16 protein-coding genes and 1 tRNA gene are annotated in these 21,140 nt (G+C 62.0%); 10 read left to right on the forward strand and 7 right to left on the reverse strand.

What is annotated here, in order from left to right; genetic code table 11:
* Nucleotides 1-79: 79 nt before the first annotated feature.
* Nucleotides 80-1,915: an ABC transporter ATP-binding protein gene (locus KHO30_RS21830; RefSeq protein WP_093640662.1), complete on the reverse strand. Its 1,836-nt coding sequence runs from the start codon at nucleotides 1,913-1,915 to the stop codon at nucleotides 80-82.
* A 692-nt stretch (nucleotides 1,916-2,607) separates the two neighbouring features.
* Between KHO30_RS21830 and KHO30_RS21835 the strand changes: the two genes are divergently transcribed.
* The 3 genes from KHO30_RS21835 to KHO30_RS21845 all read left to right on the forward strand — a co-directional run bounded on the left by KHO30_RS21835 (nucleotide 2,608) and on the right by KHO30_RS21845 (nucleotide 5,418).
* On the forward strand, nucleotides 2,608-3,672 hold the full coding sequence (locus KHO30_RS21835; RefSeq protein WP_211702261.1) for a glycosyltransferase family 4 protein: 1,065 nt from the start codon (nucleotides 2,608-2,610) through the stop codon (nucleotides 3,670-3,672).
* A 268-nt stretch (nucleotides 3,673-3,940) separates the two neighbouring features.
* A complete protein-coding gene (locus tag KHO30_RS21840; RefSeq protein ID WP_093640656.1) occupies nucleotides 3,941-4,795 on the forward strand; it encodes a hypothetical protein in 855 nt (284 codons plus the stop codon).
* Nucleotides 4,796-4,953: 158 nt separating this feature from the next.
* On the forward strand, nucleotides 4,954-5,418 hold the full coding sequence (locus KHO30_RS21845) for a DUF2214 family protein (RefSeq protein ID WP_211702264.1): 465 nt from the start codon (nucleotides 4,954-4,956) through the stop codon (nucleotides 5,416-5,418).
* Between the two features lie 98 nt (nucleotides 5,419-5,516).
* Here KHO30_RS21845 and KHO30_RS21850 read toward each other — a convergent pair whose 3' ends face one another.
* The 5 genes from KHO30_RS21850 to KHO30_RS21870 all read right to left on the reverse strand — a co-directional run bounded on the left by KHO30_RS21850 (nucleotide 5,517) and on the right by KHO30_RS21870 (nucleotide 10,148).
* Nucleotides 5,517-7,394 (reverse strand): ABC transporter ATP-binding protein, encoded by a 1,878-nt coding sequence (locus tag KHO30_RS21850; protein ID WP_211702266.1) that lies wholly within the window; start codon nucleotides 7,392-7,394, stop codon nucleotides 5,517-5,519.
* Between the two features lie 503 nt (nucleotides 7,395-7,897).
* Nucleotides 7,898-7,972, reverse strand: a tRNA-Val gene (locus KHO30_RS21855).
* Nucleotides 7,973-8,020: 48 nt separating this feature from the next.
* The gene (dnaQ, locus tag KHO30_RS21860) at nucleotides 8,021-8,761 is read right to left on the reverse strand and encodes a DNA polymerase III subunit epsilon (RefSeq protein ID WP_211702269.1); all 741 of its coding nucleotides are present in this window, start codon (nucleotides 8,759-8,761) and stop codon (nucleotides 8,021-8,023) included.
* 80 nt (nucleotides 8,762-8,841) lie between these two features.
* Nucleotides 8,842-9,288 (reverse strand): ribonuclease HI, encoded by a 447-nt coding sequence (gene rnhA / locus KHO30_RS21865; RefSeq protein WP_093640388.1) that lies wholly within the window; start codon nucleotides 9,286-9,288, stop codon nucleotides 8,842-8,844.
* Complete coding sequence (locus KHO30_RS21870) at nucleotides 9,285-10,148, reverse strand: class I SAM-dependent methyltransferase (RefSeq protein WP_093640385.1); 864 nt, start codon at nucleotides 10,146-10,148, stop codon at nucleotides 9,285-9,287. Before KHO30_RS21870 ends, rnhA begins: the two co-directional genes overlap by 4 nt.
* A 19-nt stretch (nucleotides 10,149-10,167) precedes the next feature.
* Here KHO30_RS21870 and gloB point away from each other — a divergent pair, with 19 nt between their 5' ends.
* The 7 genes from gloB to KHO30_RS21905 all read left to right on the forward strand — a co-directional run bounded on the left by gloB (nucleotide 10,168) and on the right by KHO30_RS21905 (nucleotide 20,406).
* Entirely contained in the window at nucleotides 10,168-10,959 is a 792-nt protein-coding gene (gene gloB, locus KHO30_RS21875; protein ID WP_200618395.1) for a hydroxyacylglutathione hydrolase, read from the forward strand.
* 157 nt (nucleotides 10,960-11,116) lie between these two features.
* Nucleotides 11,117-12,811, forward strand: a complete 1,695-nt coding sequence (locus KHO30_RS21880) for a transglycosylase SLT domain-containing protein (protein WP_211702272.1) — start codon at nucleotides 11,117-11,119, stop codon at nucleotides 12,809-12,811.
* 201 nt (nucleotides 12,812-13,012) lie between these two features.
* Nucleotides 13,013-14,254, forward strand: coding sequence for an MFS transporter (locus KHO30_RS21885; RefSeq protein WP_200653107.1), 1,242 nt, complete (start codon nucleotides 13,013-13,015; stop codon nucleotides 14,252-14,254).
* Between the two features lie 429 nt (nucleotides 14,255-14,683).
* Entirely contained in the window at nucleotides 14,684-15,838 is a 1,155-nt protein-coding gene (gene carA, locus KHO30_RS21890; RefSeq protein ID WP_211702275.1) for a glutamine-hydrolyzing carbamoyl-phosphate synthase small subunit, read from the forward strand.
* A 155-nt stretch (nucleotides 15,839-15,993) separates the two neighbouring features.
* Complete coding sequence (carB, locus tag KHO30_RS21895; RefSeq protein WP_200618398.1) at nucleotides 15,994-19,248, forward strand: carbamoyl-phosphate synthase large subunit; 3,255 nt, start codon at nucleotides 15,994-15,996, stop codon at nucleotides 19,246-19,248.
* Between the two features lie 151 nt (nucleotides 19,249-19,399).
* Nucleotides 19,400-19,876 (forward strand): transcription elongation factor GreA, encoded by a 477-nt coding sequence (gene greA / locus KHO30_RS21900; protein WP_054036257.1) that lies wholly within the window; start codon nucleotides 19,400-19,402, stop codon nucleotides 19,874-19,876.
* Between the two features lie 20 nt (nucleotides 19,877-19,896).
* The gene (locus KHO30_RS21905; RefSeq protein WP_093640373.1) at nucleotides 19,897-20,406 is read left to right on the forward strand and encodes a DUF4149 domain-containing protein; all 510 of its coding nucleotides are present in this window, start codon (nucleotides 19,897-19,899) and stop codon (nucleotides 20,404-20,406) included.
* Nucleotides 20,407-20,538: 132 nt separating this feature from the next.
* Here the strand turns inward: KHO30_RS21905 and KHO30_RS21910 are convergent, their stop codons facing one another.
* Nucleotides 20,539-21,069, reverse strand: coding sequence for a YhbY family RNA-binding protein (locus KHO30_RS21910; RefSeq protein WP_093640370.1), 531 nt, complete (start codon nucleotides 21,067-21,069; stop codon nucleotides 20,539-20,541).
* Nucleotides 21,070-21,140 lie beyond the last annotated feature (71 nt).

Consider the following 21,140-nt stretch of genomic DNA (forward strand, 5'->3'; position numbering starts at 1 on the left):
CAAAAAAGCCGCTCGGAAGCGGCTTTTTTGTTTGTTGCTGCTGCGATTCTCGCTGAAGCAGCAGAAGGCGGTGTGTTGACTAGACCACGTGTTGTTCATCCACCTTCTTGCCGCCGACATGCAGCGTGGTGCCCTTGCCGTACTGCTTCGAGAGCAGATCGCGATACAGGCCCGGCCGCTGGCGCAACTCTTCCGGACTGCCGTCGTCGATAACCTTGCCCTGGCTCATCACGATGATCCGGTCGAAGTTATTCAGCGTCGACAACCGGTGTGCGATCGCGATCACCGTGCGGCCCACCATCAAGCGGTCGAGCGCCTTCTGGATCGCTTCTTCCGATGCGCTGTCGAGCGCCGAGGTGGCCTCGTCGAGCAGCAGGATCGGCGCGTTCTTCAGGATCGCGCGCGCAATCGCGATGCGCTGGCGCTGTCCGCCGGAGAGCTTGACGCCGCGGTCGCCGACGATCGTGTCGAATCCTTCCGGCATGGCTTCGATGAAATCGCTGCAGCGGGCTTCGCGCGCGGCAGCGACCACTTCTTCCCGGGTCGCCTCAGGGCGGCCGTAGGCGATGTTTTCATACACCGTGCGATGGAACAGGGAAATATCCTGCGGTACTAGTGCGATTGCGTGGCGCAGGCTGTCCTGGGTGATCGCGGCGATGTCCTGGCCGTCGATCTTGATGGCGCCGCCCTGCGTCTCGTAGAAACGTTGCAGTAGCGCCAGCACGGTGGATTTGCCCGCGCCCGACTTACCAATCAGGCCGACCCGCTGGCCCGGCTCGATATGCAGATCGAAGTGATCGAGAATGGGCCGGCGGCGCGGATAGGCGAACGTCACGGCTTCGAAATCGACCCGGCCGCCTTGCGGCACGAGCTCGGTTGCGCCATCGCGGTCCGGCATGCCATGCGGTTCGAGCAGGGTGCGAACGGCTTCCGCGAGCCGCGCGACGTGCTGCGTGACGTCGACCAGCGCCACGGCCAGATCACGTGTGCCGTGCAGAATCGTGAAGCCGAGCGAGCTGACCAGCACGATGTCGCCGGAGGTCGCCTTCCCTTGATCCCACAGCCACAGCGCCCAGCCCAGCAAGCCGGCAGAGAGCAGCGCCGTGATCACCGCATGCAGCAGGCGCAGCTTTTCCAGATACAGCAGGCTCTGCTGGCGCGCTTCCATCTCCGCTTTGACGGTCGCGCCGAAACGCTGCTGCTCGCGAAACGTCATGCCGAAGGCCCGCACGAGGCCCATGTTGCTGATCACGTCCACCAGCTCACCGTCCACCGACGCTGCTTTGGTGGCGAAATGGTGATGCCGCGCCGAGCCACGCCCGGCAAGTTTGTAGAGCACGACCGACAGAATGGCCGAGCACAGCATCAGGCCGCCGGCCATCAGCGGATTCACGGCGGTGATCATGACGATCGCGCCGAGCACGGCAATACACGGCGGCAGCACGTTCCAGGCGGTGGTGTTCTCGGCGGTGTAGACCGCGTTCGAGGTTGCCGTGATGCGGCTTGCCAGCATGCCCGGCTGTTTCTCAGAGTAGTAAGTCGGCGAATGGCCGCTTAGATACTGGAAGAGGTCGCGCCGCAGGTCGCCGGTCACGGCCACGAAGGTGTGCGCGGCCACCCAGCCGCCGACCCGCCACAGCAGGTTGTCGGCGGCGATCAAACCAACCAGGATGGCGAACGCGCCCCACAGCGGACCGGGATGATGCCGGCCTTCGCCGAGCACATCGATCAGATGCTTGATCGCGTATTGCGAAGCGAGCGCACAGCCCACGGCCGCGAACACGCTGCACAGGACGATCGCATGCGCGAGCGGATGGCGGCGAATAAAGCGGAAAAGAAACGCAAGCGGCCTGTGCGCATAGCTCGCAAGCTTTGCGTTCTGGGCGTTACGCTGGGCGATGGTTAAGTGTTCCAATTGATCGTGAGGTCGGTGTGTTTCAGGTTGTGCATGCAAGGCATGGGCCACAGCAAAAGCGTTCGCCGCGAAGCCGATGCTTCGCATTGTAAACATGCAAAAGCGATTGCGCCCTGTGTATCCGGGCGATGGCGCGACTGATTTCGCGATAGACGACCGCGACCTACTGTTGCTCGACCCGCCGATCGGGCGGTGGTTCACGCAGGCTGCGGAATATTTCGGGATATAATTACAAATTGCATTCAACTGCGGTGCGGCATTTCTTCAATGCCTGCCGGCAAAGTTGACTCAGGACCTTACAGCTGCCGTATTCGGGTCAGCGTTGCAAGCCAGTTGCTACTGTAGAACTGTCTTATAAAACAAGGGTTTGTAAAGTGTTTCGCCTTTGTAACAACGTAAAGACTTTGAAATGTTGTGGTGCAGCGAGATCCCCGGCATTGATAATGCATGCTCTGCTAGCCCACCGAAATATCTGACAGTTTGTCAACGTAGGTGTCATGTGTGCGTTTACCGGCACATGCGCAGACAGCAAACTGCTGATCTGGGCTCACTACCCAAGCGATCCATCGCAGGATTTCTCGAAAGAATCAGGCCCGCGCCGGCATATCCGGCCAGACTGCCCTGGCGAGCAAGCGAATCGCTTTTACCAAACGCAGTACTTTTGCCTGATTTTTTACGAGGAGTTCTTCATTATGCGAATCGCTCAAATCGCTCCCTTGCACGAGGCGGTTCCTCCCAAGCTTTACGGCGGGACGGAACGCGTGGTGTCCTACCTGACCGAAGCGCTGGTTGAACAGGGCCATGACGTCACGCTTTTCGCAAGCGGCGATTCGCAAACCTCGGCGAAGCTCGAAGCGTTCTGGCCGCAGGCATTGCGCCTCGACCCGACCATCCGCGACGTGATGGCGCCGCACATGCTGCTGCTCGAAGAAGTGCGCCGCCGTGCGGACGAATTCGACGTGCTGCATTTCCACATCGACTACTACCCGTTCTCGCTGTTCGCCCGCCAGCCGGTGCCGTTCCTGACCACGCTGCACGGCCGTCTCGATCTGCCGGAACTGCAGCCGATCTTCAACACGTTCAACGACGTGCCGGTGGTGTCGATTTCGGACAACCAGCGCATCCCGCTGCAACAGGCGAACTGGCTGCAAACCGTTTATCACGGCCTGCCGGAAAACGTGCTCACGCCGATCAAGGACGTCGAGCCGGGCTACCTCGCATTCCTTGGCCGCGTCTCGCCGGAGAAGGGTCTCGACCGTGCGATCCGCATCGCCGGCCAGGCAGGCATGAAACTCAAGGTCGCCGCCAAGATCGACAAGGCCGATCGTGCCTATTACGAAGAAGTGATCAAGCCGCTGATGGCGCTGCCGCACGTCGAATACATTGGCGAAATCGGCGAAGCCGAAAAGCGTGAGTTCCTCGGCAACGCGCATGCACTGGTGTTCCCGATCGACTGGCCGGAGCCCTTCGGTCTGGTGATGATCGAAGCCATGGCTTGCGGTACGCCGGTGATCGCGTTCAACCGTGGTTCGGTGCCGGAAGTGATCGAAAACGGCGTGTCGGGTTTTGTCGTCGAAGACGAAATCAGTGCGGTCGCCGCAGTGAAGCGTCTGCACACGCTGCCGCGCGCCAAGGTGCGTGCCGCATTCGAATCGCGCTTCTCGTCGAAAGTGATGGCGCATAACTACGTCGCCGCCTACGAAGAGTTGCTGCGTCAGAAGCATCGCACGGTGCTGCGCGAAGTTAACGCCAGCTGAGCGCCAGCTAAGTACGGTACGTAAAAGCAGCCAGACCGGCTGGCCGGGCGCGCACTTTCGGCGCCCAGTGATCGATGGTCCGGCTGCCCCAGCAACGCCCCGCGTGCATCTCGCCTGCGGGGCGTTGTTGCATGCGCGCCGCGATTTTGCGCGTATGCGGCAGAAAGTACGGTTTTGGGACCGGCAAGCATGAGCCTGTCTCGGTAATATCCCTATAATGGCCCTGCCGCAAATCTGGCTGCGGCGCCGTCGACGACAGGAGGATGCTTTGGCGAGAACGAAAGAGACGCGTGCGAACGCGGCGCCCGGCGCCGGAATGATTTTCGCGCTGCGCGCCATCGGTCTCGTGCTCCTCACTCGCTGGCTTTTTTCGATGGCGCAGATGGACCTGGGCGCGTCGTTGTCGGCGATGGTGTCTTCGCCGTGGGCGTGCATCAACCTGGTGTTCCTGTTCCTGCTGATCTTCCTGCCGGGCGCCCGCGCCGTGGCCGAGCGTCCGTTGCATCCGCTGCCGCAATGGTTGCGGCAGGCAGTGCGTCTGTTTGCTTTCCTCGGATTCCTGTTTGCTGTCTGGTCGGTCGGCGCATTTGCGGCGAGCGCCGGTTGGCGGCGCGCCGCGCAGGCGGTGGCGGCCACCAACGGCTGGCTGTTGGCGGCACCGGCTTTGTACGCGGCGGTCGTGTGGATTTGCCGGCCGCGCGCGCTGTGGCGAACCAATATCGCCGCGCGACGCTTTGCGATCGGCCGCTATGCGGTCGCGCTCGATCCGGCCACACGCACGGTGGTCGTCTGGGCCGAGCGTCGCAAGGTAGGGCAGTACGACGCCCGCGAATTGTCCGTGCGCTGGGCGGCGGCCCCTGGCATGAGCGCGCCGTCGGCGCCTGCGCCTGCGGTGGCGTTCGGTGTTGCCGGCGAGGCGGGTGGACCTGCGGCGCCGCTCGGTTCGGTCGGCGCGCCTGCGCTGGTGCGCGGCGGCTTCGGCCGACGTCCGAAAATCGAATTGCTGTGGGATTCGCCGGCTGCGGCGGGCCACAACCGGCAAACCGTGTTCCGCACCGCGCTGACTACCGAGGGCGATCGGGTCGCCGCGCGAGCGCTCGACACATCGTTGCGGCAAGTCTGAAACTGTTGCTTCGTTCGGTCAGCTACAACGCGCGGGCGAAGCAGACGTCGTAAAGTGCGGTAGTCGATAATAAGACATGTAAGAAAAAGTGCCGCCCGGCGTTTCAGTGGGCGAGTGAGAGATACATCGATCGTATTGCGTCGTTTGCAGGAGTCGCTATGCTGGTTCGCTGGTTGCTTGCCGCCCTTCATCTACTTGCTTATGGCTTCGCCCTCGCGTCGATTCTCCGGCGCACCTGGTCACTTCGGCGAGCCAGCGTGCCTGCTGCGCTGCGATCCGTATTCCGCTCCGACTCGCGCTGGGGTCTTTCGGCTTTAGTGCTGATCGTCACCGGTCTGATGCGCGTCTTCGGCGGTTTCGAAAAGGGCGCCGACTACTACCTGCATGAGCCGCTCTTTCACTTGAAGATGACGCTGCTCGTGCTGATCCTCATTCTCGAAGTCCCGACGATGCTCGGCCTGATGCGCTGGCGCGCCAGCATCAGAAAAGGCGCCACGCCTGATTTGCGAAAGGCGCGTACGTATGCGCGTTTCAGTGTGATCCAGACCGTGCTGCTGGTGTTGATGGTGTTCGCGGCGACTGGCATGGCGCGTGGTATCGGGCTGCCCGCAGGCGTCGTGTAGGCCGTGTGTGCGTGAGTGTGCATAAGCGTGCCGATAAGCCTGCAGAAGGCGCCTGTTACGGCGGCTTCTGCAGGACGTCCCGCACACTGCTTCGCAATTTACTTCTCGACTAGCAAGTCCGAATCATCGAGTCGATTCGCCTTCACGGCATTGGTCTTGTGCGCGACCTCCGAATCTCCCAGGCCCTTGATCAACTCCAGCGCCTGACGTTCGAACAAGCGCCTGTACAAGCCGTTCTCGAGTCTGATCAACGCCTCGTGACTGCCTTCCTCGATGACCTTGCCCTTGTCCAGCACCAGCAGTCTGTCCAGCGCTCGCACGGTGGAGAGGCGGTGCGCCACCACCAGCGTCGTGCGGCCCATCATCAGCCGTTCCATGGCCTGCTGGATCAGCACTTCGCTTTCGCTATCGAGGCTCGAAGTCGCTTCGTCCAGAATCAGGATCGGCGCGTCCGCGAGAAACGCCCGCGCGATCGCGACGCGCTGACGTTCGCCACCCGAGAGCTTGATGCCGCGTTCGCCCACCAGCGTGTCGTAGCCTTGAGGCAGCGCCGAGATAAAGCCGTGCGCACTCGCGAGCTTCGCGGCGCGTTCGATCTCGGCACGGCTCGCGTCGGGCCGTGCATAGGCGATGTTCTCCGCCAGCGAGCGGTGAAACAGCACCGGCTCCTGCTGAACGATGGCGATCTGGCTGCGCAACGACGCCTGCTGCACACGGGCAATATCCTGACCGTCGATCGTGATCCGGCCTTCTGAAATGTCGTAGAGCCGCTGGATCAGCTTGATGAAAGTCGTCTTCCCCGAACCCGAATGTCCGACCAGTCCGACGCGTTCTCCTGGCGCGATGTGCACGGAGAAGTTGTCGTAGAGCGGCGTGGCCTTCGCACCGTAGTGGAAGGTAACGTGCTCGAAGCGAATTTCGCCTTTGCCGATCGCGATCGGGCCTGCGCCGGGACGGTCTTCGATACCCAGCGGCTGGCTCTCCAGCGACACCAGTTCTTCCATGTCGTTGACCGAACGCTGCAGGTTGCGGATGTGCATGCCCACGTCGCGCAGATAGCCTTGCAGCATGAAGAACATCGTCAGCGCGAAGGTGATGTCGCCGACACTCGCTTCGCCGCGCACCCACAACAGCAACGCGACGCCGAGAATGGCGGCCTGAATCGCCACCAGCATGCTGCCTTGCACGCCGCCGTTGATCGTGCCGCGAATCCACGTGCGGCGCGTGCGATGACGCCACTTGACGATCACGCGCTGGAGCAGGGCTTCTTCGCGATCTTCGGCGCCGAACGCTTTTACCACGCCGTTGCAACTGACCGCGTCGGCGAGGGCGCCACCCATGCGTGTGTCCCACGCGTTAGCGAGGCGCGCGGCGGGCGCAACGAAGCCGAGCGACAGCGCCACGGTCACCGCGATATACAGCACCGAACCGATACCGACAACCGCGCCCATCATCGGCCAGCGCCAGCCGAGCAGCACCGTTGCGCCGACCAGCATGACCAGCGACGGCAGCAACGCGACCAGCAACGTGTCGTTGAGCAGGTCGAGTGCCCACATGCCGCGCGTGATCTTGCGCACGGTGGATCCGGCGAAGCTGTTGGCATGCCAGTCTGTCGAAAAACGCTGCACGCGATGAAAGGCGTTGCCGGCGATCTCGCTCATCATCTTGAGCGTCAGCCTGATGAGGTTGAAGAACACGCCTTGACGAAGCAGCGTGGCGCCGAGCCCGAGCGCGCCCAGCACGCAGAAGGCCGTGATCGCCGCGTGCCACGCGACGGCATCGCCGGCGGAGCCGGATGCGATCGCGTCGACGAGCCGTCCGGCGAACATCGGCGTGAGTACGTCGGCCAATGCCGAGAGCAGCACCAACGCCGCAGTGACGAAGATGCGCCAGGGCTGTTTGGCCCAGTGACGGAAGGTAAAGCCGAGGACGTCCTTGAAGGCTTGTCCACGAAAGTCGAGTTTTTTTCTAGTCATTTGCCACGACCCGGTGGCGCGTGAGCGCACCGAGGTTCCAGTCAAGAAGCGAAAGGAAGAGACAGTCAAGCGAGCCGCGCTGTGTTGACAGCAATGCCGGCAATGGGACTACGGACTGTCTGGGAATTGCGCGGAACGCCTGATCAGGCAGCACCGCGTGAGCGACAACGCGACAAACTTAAAGTCGCGAGAATGGTCGTGAGGCCATCCCAGGGAGAGCGATATGCACTGCGAACATGTGACGCCTCCCTGTAGTCGAATGAAGTGAAGGAATGGACGGGGCAAGTGCCCGAAAGCTGACTATATCAGCAGTATTTGGCCGCCGCAATCGTACGAAAGTTCGGTGTTGACTTCGAAGTAGAGCGGGCGCAGATGCGTACCAACGGGTGCAGATGTGATCAATCCGGTGCGCGCATGCCTAGGAAAAACAGAAGCAAAAACAAAAAAGCCCTCGACTTTCGTCTAAGGGCTTTCTCTTGTGGTTCTTCGGGAACCAGCGAATCTGGTGGGTGGTACAGGGATTGAACCTGTGACCCCTGCCGTGTGAAGGCAGTGCTCTACCGCTGAGCTAACCACCCGAAGAGAGCCGAATTATGTCAGGGATTTTTCGACTCGTCTAGTACTTTTTAAGCGGTTTGCTCATCCGCGGCCGCAGCCGGGGCCGCTTCGAGACGCCACACGCTCGTGCCTTTGACCGCTTTGTCGAGACCGTCGAGCACGGCCTGATGTTCGGCGACTTCGTCGTCGCTCGCGGCGATCACGACCAGATTCAGCGAATCGATCGCGATGCGCGGTGCGCTCGCATCGCCGCCGCCGTGCGAATCGCCAAGCATGTCGATGACAAGGCTTTCCTGGCCGCGCGTCATCGCCAGATAAACCTCGGCAAGCAGTTCCGAGTCGAGCAGTGCGCCGTGCAAGGTGCGGTGCGCGTTGCTGATGCCGAAGCGGTCGCACAGTGCGTCGAGCGAATTGCGCTTGCCCGGGAACATCTGCTTGGCGCGTGCGAGCGTATCGATGATCTCGCCGCAGTAGGTTTTCACCGGCGGCAAACCCAGCAACGCAAATTCGACATCGAGAAAGCCGATGTCGAACGGCGCGTTGTGAATGATCAGCTCCGCGTCCTGAATGAAGTCGCGAACCTGATCGGCAATCTCGGCGAACTTCGGCTTGTCGCTCAGAAACTCCGTGGTCAGCCCGTGGACCGCCAAAGCGCCCGGATCGCTTTCGCGTTCCGGGTTGATATAGAAATGCAGGTTGTTGCCCGTGAGCCGGCGGTTCACCATTTCGACGCAACCGAGTTCAAGGATCCGGTCGCCGGTTCGTGCATTCAGGCCGGTGGTTTCGGTGTCGAGGATGATTTGACGCATGTCGGATTAGCCTGCTCTAAAAAAATCAGCAAAAAAGAAGGGCGCGCGCGTAGGTGTCGCCGCGGGCGTCACGGCACGCGTCACATTTCCGCGAGTGACGCGACGCCGCGATTGGCCAGTTGATCCGCGCGTTCGTTTTCCGGGTGGCCATTGTGACCGCGCACCCAGCGCCATTCAATTTCGTGCTGCGCGACGAGCGCATCGAGCCGTTTCCAGAGATCGGCATTCTTCACCGGTTGCTTCGCGGCGGTGATCCAGCCTTTTTTCTTCCAGCCGTGAATCCATTCGCTGATGCCTTTCTGCACGTACTGCGAGTCGGTGTGCACGACGGCCTTGCAGGGGCGCTTGAGCGCCTCGAGCGCGCCGATCACGCCCATCAGTTCCATGCGATTGTTGGTGGTGTTGGGCTCACCGCCGAACAGTTCTTTTTCCTGATCGCCGAAGCGCAGCAGCGCGCCCCAGCCGCCAGGGCCGGGGTTGCCCTTGCAGGCGCCGTCGGTGTAAATATCGATGATGTCGGGAGTCATTGAGTGTGGTTGCGTGTGTTCGGAGTGGCGGCGGGCGCGAGGCCCGCGGCGAGGACAGGTTTCTTCACTTTCAGCGGGCCGACGAGGCGCATGCCACGCACGCGCTTGATCGCCTTGATCATGTAGGTGGCGCCGAAAATCGGCCACCAGCGGTCGCCGGCGGCTTCCATGAAGCCATAGCGGGACAGCCATTGTTCGCTGCCGAGCGGCGGACGATAGCAGCCGAAGCGCCCGCGTTCAAGGTCGAAACCCAGCAATTTGATCCAGTCTTTCAGGCGCGTGAAGGCGATCAGGTCGACTGCGGCGGGCACGAACGGCCGGCCGGTCATCTTGCCGACCGATTGGCGCGCGCCCCACAGCGACAGCGAATTGAAGCCGAGAATGATCAACTGCCCTTCGGGCATCAGCACGCGCTCCGCTTCGCGCAGCAGCCGGTGCGGGTCGCTCGTGAATTCCAGCGTATGCGGCATCACGATCAGGTCGACGCTTTGTGCTTCGAACGGCAAGTCGAGCAGATCGCACCAGACCGCGCTGCGCCCAGCGGGCGCAGGCAAACCCGCGGGCAGACCCTGCGCGGCGCTGTTACCCATGTTCTTGCCCGAGCCGTTCCCGGCGCGCCCGAGGCCGCGCGGAAAAGTGTAGGGCGCGCTCGCGCCGCTCGCTGCGTCGAGCACAAGCCCGCGGCACGGCATGCGGTTCTCGCGCAACGCGTCGAGCTGCGGCAGGCCGAGTTGCAGCGCATGGTAACCGAACACGTCGGACACCACGCGATCGAGCTGGGTCTGTTCCCACTCGAGTACGTAGCGCCCTGGCGGCGAATCGGTCCAGGCAGGCCAGTCTATAATTGCTCGATCAGTCATATCAGAGAATGCGTCGCCTATGAATGCGCTCGAGTACGTACCGGTCCCGGCGTTTGAAGACAATTACATCTGGGTCGTTTCCGACGGGCATCATGCGGTGGTCGTCGATCCGGGTGAGGCCGCCCCCGTGCGCGCATATCTGGCGAAACGGGGTTGGCGGCTGAGCGCTATTTTACTCACCCACCATCACCAAGACCATGTCGGTGGGGTGGCCGATCTGCTGAACGGCCAGGCCGTTCCCGTGTACGGCCCCGCTGGCGAGGCGATCCAGCATCTCACGTATCGTCTCAAAAACGGCGATCATGTGACGATTGCGGCCCCCGCACTCGAATTCAGCGTGCTCGACGTGCCTGGTCACACGAGCGGTCACATCGCCTATTTTCAGGCGGCCGACCCGCGCGGCACGCCGCACGTGTTTTGTGGCGACACGCTGTTCGCATGTGGCTGCGGCCGCTTGTTCGAAGGCACGCCGACGCAGATGCTGGCGTCGCTGGATTCGCTGGCCGCGCTGCCCGGCGCGACCGAGGTTCACTGCGCCCACGAGTACACCTTGTCGAACATCCGCTTCGCGCTCGCCTGCGAGCCGGGCAACGCCGAACTGCAAGCCTGGCGCGACACGGCGAGCGAATTGCGCGCTCGCCATGTGCCTACACTTCCCACTACCATCGCCCACGAACGCGCCGTGAATCCGTTTTTGCGCGCCGACAGTCCGGCGATTCGCGCCACCTTGCAGGAGCAGTTGCACGAAAAAGTGCCCGATCGTTTGGCGGCATTTACGCTGATGCGCGAATGGAAAAACCGCTTCCGTTGACCCGTTCGGCATCAGGGTATTGCTCACGCGAAGAATCGCAAAAATTCGCCAAGCCCAAGATTTCCTTGATATTTTTCGTAATTTTCCGATTGACGTAAACGTTGCCGTTTCGTACTATCGGCTGCAAATTCCAGCCCTTGTGGAAGCCGAGACGTTCATGCGATTTATCTTTAGTGCGTTGTTGGTCCTGACACTCGCCGCTTGCGCGAGTCAGGGACCGGCGACGAATAGCCCTACCACCGCAACAAACCCCGCCAGCCAGCAAGCCGTAGCCGACGCCCTTCGCAAGACAGCCACCGCCAAAGAGACGATCAACGTCGATCAAGGCTCGGTCAGTCAACTGACGAGCGCGGACGCCGATTTGTGGGGCCGTATTCGCCGTGGTTTTCAAATGCCGGATCTGCAAACCGACCTCGTCGACATGCAGGTCAACTGGTATGCGCAGCGCCCGGATTACGTGCAGCGCATGACCGAGCGCTCGCAGAAATACCTGTACCACATCGTCGAAGAGCTCGAGGCGCGCAATATGCCGACCGAGCTCGCGTTGCTGCCGTTCATCGAATCCGCGTACAGCCCGCAGGCGTTGTCGGTGGCGAAGGCCGCGGGCATGTGGCAGTTCATGCCGGGCACGGGCCGCACCTACAACCTCAAGCAAAACATGTGGCAGGACGAGCGCCGCGACGTGCTGGCTTCGACCAGTGCCGCGCTCGACTACCTGTCGCGTCTGCATGACATGTTCGGCGACTGGCAACTGGCGCTCGCTGCGTACAACTGGGGTGAGGGCAACGTGCAGCGCGCGATCGCGCGCAACGAAGCGGCGGGTCTGCCCACCGACTACCTCAGCCTGCGCATGCCGAACGAGACGCGCAACTACGTGCCCAAACTGCAGGCGGTGAAGAACATTGTGATGAACCCGCAGATGTACGGGCTCACGCTGCCGTCGATTCCAAACCACCCGTATTTCGTCACGGTCACGACCTCGCACGACATCGACGTGGACATGGCGGCGAAACTCGCCAATCTGTCGCCGGACGAATTCCGCTCGCTGAACCCATCGTTCAGGAAGCCGGTGATTCTCGGCGCCACGCAGCCGCAAATCCTGCTGCCGTTCGATAACGCCAGCGCCTTCGAACGTAATCTGAAGGCCTATTCCGGCTCGCTGTCGTCCTGGACCACGTACACGGTCACGGAGCGTTCGGCACCGGCGGCGATCGCGCAAAAGATCGGTGTCGACGCCGACACGCTGATGGAAGTGAACAAGATTCCGGTCGGCATGCGTTTGAAACCGGGCTCCACGATCGTGGTGCCGCGTGGTTCGGACGACGACGAAGACATCAGCGCCGACGTCGCGGAAAGCGCCGTGCTCGCCATGGAGCCTGACGTTCCCGACACGCGCAAGATGCTGATCCGCGTGCGTCGCAATCAATCCATGGCCGCGATCGCGGTGCGTTACGGCGTTTCGATCGGTCAATTGAAAGCGTGGAATCGCACGCATCGCGATCAGGTTTCGCGCGGCCAGGTGATCGTGCTGCACGTGCCGGTCGGCAAGGCGATGCCGAGCGAACCGGGTCCCGAGCGCATCGCAACCGACGTGCAGGGCGGCGGCGTCGAGAAGATCGGCACCCGTGTCACAGACACGAAGAACGATTCGCGCTACGATAAGAAGAAGGGTCGTGGCCGTTCCGCCGTGGTGAAGGTATCTGATCCGGTGGTTAAAGCGAGCAAGCCGACAACGTCCGGCGCCACCAAGGGCAAGGTGACGAAGGTGTCGGCTTCCACGTCCAGCAAGGCGTCGAAGGCCGCGGCAGATAGCCGCCAGAAGACCGTGGCCAACGCGAAGAAGGGTAAGTAGACCAAAAAGCGGCTCCACGGTAGTGACCACATGCGTTGCGGGGGCAGCGCATGAATTGCGCTCCGATCACGCACCGTGTTATTCCGACGCCGTCACCTCAGGGTGACGGCGTTTTTCATTCTGCAGATCAAATCAGGCGAATTTCGCTCATTTCATTTATCGTTCGTGCTCGGGCCTTGTCGGCCGCTCTTTTCGAAGCCCATGTCGTCCACCCAGTTGCGCGTTTTCCTCCTGTTTTCTGCCGGTTACTTCGTTTCGTACCTGTTTCGCGGCGTCAATCTGGGCTTTGCGCCCTTCATCACGCACGATCTCGGCTTGTCGGCCACTGATCTCGGTTTGTTGACCAGTCTGTATTTCCTCGGCTTCGCGGGTGCGCAGATTCCGGCGGGTGTGTTGCTCGACCACTTCGGCGCGCGTCGGGTGACGGCGGCTACTCTGCTATTTGCCGCGCTGGGAATCTGGGTGTTCGGCGCGGCGCACGGCGTTGGCGCGATGATGATCGGGCGTCTGCTGATCGGCGTCGGCGTGTCCGTGTGTCTCGGCGCCGCCTTCAAGGCGTTGGCCCAGCATTTCGCGTCGGCACGGCTGCCGCTGATGAACGGGCTGGTGATGGCGATTGGCGGCTTCGGCGGTGTGATGGTCGGCTCGCCACTCACGTGGGTGCTGGGTTTCGCCAGTTGGCGCGCGGTCTGCGTCGGCTTGGGCCTGCTGACGGTTCTTGTGGCGGTCGCGCAGTGGACCCTCGCGCCGGACGCAAAGGAAACCCATCACCAGGCAAGTCTCGGCGCCCAGTTCAAGGGCACTTTGCACATCCTGAAGAGTGCGGCGTTCTGGAAGATCGCGTCGTTTTCAGTCGTGACGCAAGGTGTGTTCTACGCGATGCAATCGCTGTGGGTTGGCGCCTGGTTGCGCGACGTGCAGGGCTTCGAGCCGCGAGAAGCTGCCGCGCTGGTATCGATTCTCGGCTTCGCGATGATGGCCGGCTGTGTGGGCTTCGGCGCGGCGGCGCGCAGCCTCGAGCGGCGCGGTATCTCGCTGTACGTGTTTTGCGGCATCGGTATGGCGCTGTTCGTCGTGACCCAGTTGCTGATCATGTTCAATGCGCCGCTGCCCGCGAGCCTCCTCTGGGCCGCGTATGGGATCTTTGGCGGGACCGGGATTCTCAGCTACGCGGTGATGGCGCGGCACTTCCCGGCGCAGATGATCGGCCGGGTGAATACCACCCTGACGCTGATCATTTTTTTGCTGATTTTCGGCTTCCAGATTGGTGTTGGAGCGGTGCTGTCGCACTGGCCGGCCAGTGGCGGACACTATCCGGCCGCCGCACATCTGACCGCCTGGGGCATTCTGATGGCGCTGCAATTGTTAAGCGCGATCTGGTACGTATTGCCCGGCCGCGCAGAGCTTCAGCCGGCGCACGCGCACGCCGAGCGGCAGGTTTAAGGTCGTTATAGAGGGTTCGGCCGGCCGGGTCACATTTACCGGCGCTATCCCGATTCTGGCCCTCGCAAATTTTGTAGGCCGGCTTCTGAGCCATGCGCAGCAAGACTTCGACCCGTTTGGGAGGGCGCGCCGCTCTGCCGGCGCCCCATCTCGGATTTGGAGGGAAGGGTAGTTTCACGCTATAATTTCAAGGTTTGAGCTTATCAACCCGCACCCTAGCGCCTACCTCTCCCATACCGTTCATCCGCCGCGCGCTTTCGACGCCCCGCACCCCAGCCGAGCCGTCCACACAATGGACCCATCGCGCCCCTTGCGACGTCGCTAGCAGTACGCGAGCGAGTCTGCGCGCGCATCCTTGCCGATGCGTTTCGCTGCGGCTCGCAGTCGGATAGACAGGTCGGCAACAGGGTGTTCCCCAAGGAGTCTCCCGTGTTGCCGTCATTTTCTCCCGCTTTGCTCGCACTCGCCGACGGCACGGTCTTTCGTGGTTACTCGATCGGCGCCCCCGGGCATACGATCGGCGAAGTCGTGTTCAACACCGCTATCACCGGTTATCAGGAAATCCTGACCGACCCGAGCTACGCGCGCCAGATCGTGACCCTCACGTATCCGCACATCGGTAATGTCGGCGTGAATGCCGAAGACGTCGAAGCCACGAAAGTCCATGCCGCCGGCCTGATCATCCGTGATCTGCCGGTTCTCGCGTCGAACTTCCGCATGGAGCGCACGCTCCCGCAATACCTGAAGGACGAAGGCGTGGTCGCCATCGCCGGTCTCGACACACGCATGCTGACGCGCGTGCTGCGCGACAAGGGTGCGCAGAACGGCGCCATTCTGGCCGGTTCGGATGACGAAGCGAAGGCAATCGAACTCGCGCGTTCGTTCCCGGGTTTGTCGGGCATGGACCTCGCGAAGGTCGTGTCGACCAAGGAAAGCTACGAATGGACCCAGACCGAATGGCGTCTGGGCACCGGCTACGGCACGCAGAACGCGCCGAAGTACCGCGTGGTCGCGTTCGATTACGGCGTGAAGTACAACATTCTGCGCATGCTGGCTGAGCGCGGCTGCCACGTCACCGTGCTGCCGGCGCAAGCTTCCGCGGCTGATGCGCTCGCGCTCAATCCGGACGGCGTGTTCCTGTCGAACGGCCCCGGCGATCCGGAACCGTGCGACTACGCGATCGCAGCGACTAAAGAGCTGATCGAGCGCGGCGTCCCGACCTTCGGCATCTGCCTCGGCCACCAGATCATGGGCCTCGCGCTCGGCGCGAAGACCCTGAAGATGAAGACCGGCCACCACGGCGCGAACCATCCGGTGAAGGATCTCGAAGATGGCCGTGTCGTCATCACGTCGCAGAACCACGGTTTCGCGGTCGACGCCGACACGCTGCCGGCCAACGCCAAGGTCACGCACATCTCGCTGTTCGACGGCACGCTGCAAGGCTTCGCGCTGACCGACAAGCCGGCGTTCTGCTTCCAGGGCCACCCGGAAGCATCGCCCGGTCCGCACGACATCGCCTATCTGTTCGATCGCTTCACGGCGTTGATGGACACGAAGAAGGCCGGCAAGGCGACAGCGGCATAAGCAATAGAGTGTGAGGCGCCCAGGCGGCGCACGGCTCGCGGCGCGAACAGCGCCTCGGCGCACAAGCGCAGCGAGCCGCACACAACAGAGCGCGCGCAACGTATCAACGCAGCGCGCCGACGGAAAGAATTCAGGAATACATTAGCGAGAGCGTTATGCCCAAGCGGACAGACATTAAAAGCATCCTCATCATCGGCGCGGGTCCGATCATCATCGGCCAGGCGTGCGAGTTCGACTACTCGGGCGCACAGGCATGCAAGGCGCTGCGTGAGGAAGGCTACAAGGTCATTCTCGTCAACAGCAATCCGGCGACGATCATGACCGACCCGAACACGGCCGACGTCACCTACATCGAGCCGATCACGTGGGAAGTGGTGGAGCGCATCATCGCCAAGGAGCGTCCGGACGCGATCCTGCCGACGATGGGCGGCCAGACCGCGCTGAACTGCGCGCTCGATTTGCACGCGCACGGCGTGCTGGAGAAGTACAAGGTCGAGCTGATCGGCGCCTCGCCGGAAGCGATCGACAAGGCGGAAGACCGTCAGAAGTTCAAAGACGCGATGACCAAGATCGGCCTCGGTTCGGCCAAGTCGGGCACCGCGCATTCGATGGAAGAAGCACTGCAGGTGCAGGCCGACATCGCGACGCAAACGGGCAGCGGCGGTTATCCGGTCGTGATCCGTCCTTCGTTCACGTTGGGCGGTTCGGGCGGCGGTATCGCGTACAACCGCGACGAATTCGAAGAGATCTGCAAGCGCGGTCTCGACCTGTCGCCTACGCGTGAGCTGCTGATCGAAGAATCGCTGCTCGGCTGGAAAGAGTACGAGATGGAAGTGGTCCGCGATAAGAAGGACAACTGCATCATCGTTTGCTCGATCGAAAACCTGGACCCGATGGGCATCCACACCGGCGACTCGATCACCGTCGCGCCGGCGCAAACGCTCACGGACAAGGAATATCAGATCCTGCGTAACGCATCGCTCGCTGTGCTGCGCGAGATCGGCGTGGACACGGGCGGTTCTAACGTGCAGTTCTCGATCAATCCGAAAGATGGCCGGATGATCGTGATCGAAATGAATCCGCGCGTGTCGCGTTCGTCAGCATTGGCCTCGAAGGCGACCGGCTTCCCGATCGCCAAGGTCGCGGCAAAGCTCGCTGTCGGTTACACGCTGGACGAGTTGAAGAACGAAATCACCGGTGGCCAGACCCCAGCATCGTTCGAACCGACGATCGACTACGTCGTCACCAAGATCCCACGTTTCGCGTTCGAGAAATTCCGCGAAGCCGATGCGCGTCTGACCACGCAAATGAAGTCGGTCGGTGAAGTGATGGCAATCGGCCGCACCTTCCAGGAATCGTTCCAGAAGGCGCTGCGTGGCCTCGAAGTGGGCGTGGATGGTCTCGACGAAAAGACCAATAACCGCGACGAGATCATCCGCGAGATCGGCGAAGCCGGTCCGGATCGCATCTGGTATGTCGGCGACGCGTTCCGGGTCGGCATGACAGCCGAAGAGATCTTCGAAGAGACCTCGATCGACCCGTGGTTCCTCGCGCAGATCGAACAGATCATCCTGAAGGAAAAGGCGCTGGCCGGCCGTACGCTGGCAAGCCTGTCGAAGGAAGAGCTCAAGTATCTGAAGCAAAGCGGCTTCTCGGATCGCCGTTTGGCCAAGCTGCTCGGCGCGAAGCCGGCGGAAGTGCGCCAGCGCCGTATCGAGTTGAACGTGCGCCCGGTGTACAAGCGCGTCGACACGTGCGCGGCCGAATTCGCCACGAAAACCGCTTACATGTACTCGACCTACGAGGAAGAGTGCGAAGCGAACCCCACGAACAACAAGAAGATCATGGTGTTGGGTGGCGGCCCGAACCGGATCGGCCAGGGTATCGAGTTCGACTACTGCTGCGTGCACGCTGCGCTCGCCATGCGCGAAGACGGCTACGAAACGATCATGGTCAACTGCAACCCTGAAACGGTTTCGACCGACTACGACACGTCCGATCGTCTGTACTTCGAATCGCTGACGCTCGAAGACGTGCTCGAAATCGTCGACAAGGAAAAGCCGGTTGGCGTGATCGTGCAGTACGGCGGTCAGACGCCGCTGAAGCTTGCGCTCGATCTCGAAGCGAACGGTGTGCCGATCGTCGGCACGTCGCCGGACATGATCGACGCCGCGGAAGACCGCGAGCGTTTCCAGAAGCTGTTGCAGGACCTCGGCCTGCGTCAGCCGCCGAACCGTACCGCGCGTGCCGAAGACGAAGCGCTCAAGCTCGCTGAAGAAATCGGCTACCCGCTGGTGGTGCGTCCGTCGTACGTGCTGGGTGGCCGCGCGATGGAAATCGTCCACGAGCCGCGTGACCTCGAGCGCTATATGCGCGAGGCCGTGAAGGTGTCGAACGATTCGCCGGTGCTGCTCGACCGCTTCCTCAACGACGCGATCGAATGCGACGTGGATTGCATCTCGGATGGCGAAGCCGTGTTCATCGGCGGCGTGATGGAGCACATCGAACAGGCCGGCGTTCACTCGGGCGACTCGGCTTGCTCGCTGCCGCCGTACTCGCTGTCGAAGGAAACGATTGCCGAGCTGAAGCGTCAGACCGGTGCAATGGCCAAGGCGCTGAACGTGATCGGCCTGATGAACGTGCAGTTCGCGATTCAACAAGTGCCGCAGGCGGATGGTTCGAAAGAGGACGTGATCTACGTGCTCGAAGTAAATCCGCGTGCTTCGCGTACCGTGCCGTATGTCTCGAAGGCGACCAGCCTGCCGCTCGCCAAGATCGCCGCGCGCGCGATGGTCGGCCAGACGCTCGCGCAACAGGGCGTGACAAAGGAAATCGATCCGCCGTACTTCAGCGTGAAGGAAGCCGTATTCCCGTTCGTCAAGTTCCCGGCAGTCGATCCGGTGCTCGGACCGGAAATGCGCTCCACCGGTGAAGTGATGGGCGTGGGTCAAACGTTCGGCGAAGCGCTGTTCAAGTCGCAACTCGCGGCAGGTTCGCGTCTGCCGGAGTCGGGCACGGTGCTCCTGACCGTGATGGACGCCGACAAGCCGAAGGCCGTCGAAGTCGCGCGCATGCTGCACGAACTCGGCTACCCGATCGTCGCGACCAAGGGCACGGCGGCTGCAATCGAAGCGGCCGGTGTGCCGGTCAAGGTCGTCAACAAGGTGAAGGACGGCCGTCCGCACATCGTCGATATGATCAAGAACGGTGAAATCGCGCTGGTCTTCACGACCGTCGACGAAACCCGTGCCGCGATCGCCGACTCGCGTTCGATCCGCATGAGCGCGCAGGCGAACAAGGTCACGTACTACACGACGATGTCCGGTGCACGGGCCGCGGTTGAAGGTTTGCGCTATTTGAAGGACCTGGAAGTCTATGATTTACAAGGTCTTCACGCTCGCCTAAACTAAGGCTTCGAATACCTGTCCAAGATGTAAGTGCCGCGGTTAAGCGGCGTTCCGCAGGTGCTGGGCCCCGGGCTTTGTCCGGCGCTCTGGCCCCCGCGGAATGCACTTAACCGCGGTGATTTTTTTTACGGCTGTTTTTTGCATAGAGTTGTTTATGAGCACTGTTCCATTGACTAAGCGCGGCGCGGAAATGTTGCGCGATGAATTGCAGCGCCTGAAATCGGTTGAGCGTCCCTCGGTGATCAATTCGATCGCGGAAGCGCGTGCCCAGGGCGATCTGTCGGAAAACGCGGAATACGACGCGGCGAAGGAAAAGCAGGGCTTCATCGAAGGCCGTATTGCCGAAATCGAATCGAAGCTGGCCGGAGCGCAGGTGATCGACCCGGCGGCGGTCGAAGCGGACGGGCGCGTGGTGTTCGGCGCGACGCTCGAACTCGAAGACCTCGATTCGGGTGCAAAGGTCAAATACCAGATCGTCGGCGACGATGAAGCGGACATCGACCACGGTCTGATCTCGATCAGCTCGCCGATCGCGCGCGCATTGATCGGCAAGTCGGAAGGCGACGTTGCATCGGTGCAGGCGCCGGGCGGCGTGCGCGAGTACGAAATCATCGCGGTTAGCTACGTTTGAAGGCGGCCCCGGTGTCCTTGATGCCGCATCGACTGTTCCGTCTGCTGACGGTGGTTTGGGTCGGTAGTCTGTTGACTATCGGCTATGCCGTCGCGCCGGTGTTGTTCACGTCGCTCGATCGCATGACGGCGGGCGCCGTGGCGGCGCAACTGTTTCGTATCGAGGGCGTGCTGGGTGCGGTGTGCGGCATTTTGCTGCTGGGCCTCGCGAACGTACTGGTACGCCGGGGCAGCGACGCTTATCGCCGTTTGCGCTGGTTGATCGTCGGCATGCTGGTGTGCGTGTTGGTGGGTTACTTTGCGCTGCAGCCGTTCATGAATGCAATGCGCATTGCCGCGCTGGAAGCGGGCAGTGATGTCGGGCATTCGGCTTATGCGACGCGCTTCGGCATCCTGCATGGCGTATCGAGTCTGTTTTACCTGATCGAGAGCCTGCTGGGTGTGGCGCTGGTGTGGAAACTGCCGGCGAGCCTCGGTGTCGTGAGCACGGAGCAGGGCGCTCGCAGCGCTGCGGGGAAAGTAACCAGTTGAGTGTTATGGTTCTACCTTGCTTGAGCGGGTCTGCCCATAGCGTTACCCAGATGGGCATCAAATAGGCATCACCCGGGCCCGCTGAGCAGTTCACCCCAAGGTGCGGACACCGCCCGCACCCTCATCATTCGCTTACTTCGACGACTGATGCGCGCGCTTCGCGCTGGTCTGGCGCTTCTTGGCGCGTTTGATATTGCCGCCTTGCGTGACGCGTTCATTGCCGCGCACCACGACCGCTTTTGCCTTCGGCTTGCGCATCGGGATTTCGCTGGGCTTCACCACCGTGACCACGCGCGGTGCGCGGCCTTTGCCCGGTTTGGCTTCGACAGCCGCTTCGCGGGCGCTCGGCAGGGCGCCGCGCTTGGCCTTGACAGCCGGTTGCACCGCGGCTTCCGGCTTCCAGATCACCAGCAGCTTGCCGATATGCTGAATCGGCGCCGCGTTCAGCGTGTCGCAGATCTGTTCGTAAATGGCGATGCGTTCTTCGCGTTCGTCGCCGAACACGCGGATCTTGATCAGTTGATGCGCGCCAAGGTGGACCTTGATTTCCGACAGCACAGCGTCGGTCAAGCCTTCGGCGCCGACGAGCACGACCGGTTTGAGCGCATGTGCCTGGGAGCGCAACTCGGCGCGTTGGTCGGAAGAGACTTTAAGGGCTGGCATGGAAAGTGGGAGACTCGACTAAAATGGCGGCACCTGCATTTCCGAGAGATTCGGCCAATAGCGCAGGGCGG

It is taken from the genome of Paraburkholderia aspalathi (assembly GCF_905220735.1).
GTDB lineage: Bacteria > Pseudomonadota > Gammaproteobacteria > Burkholderiales > Burkholderiaceae > Paraburkholderia > Paraburkholderia aspalathi.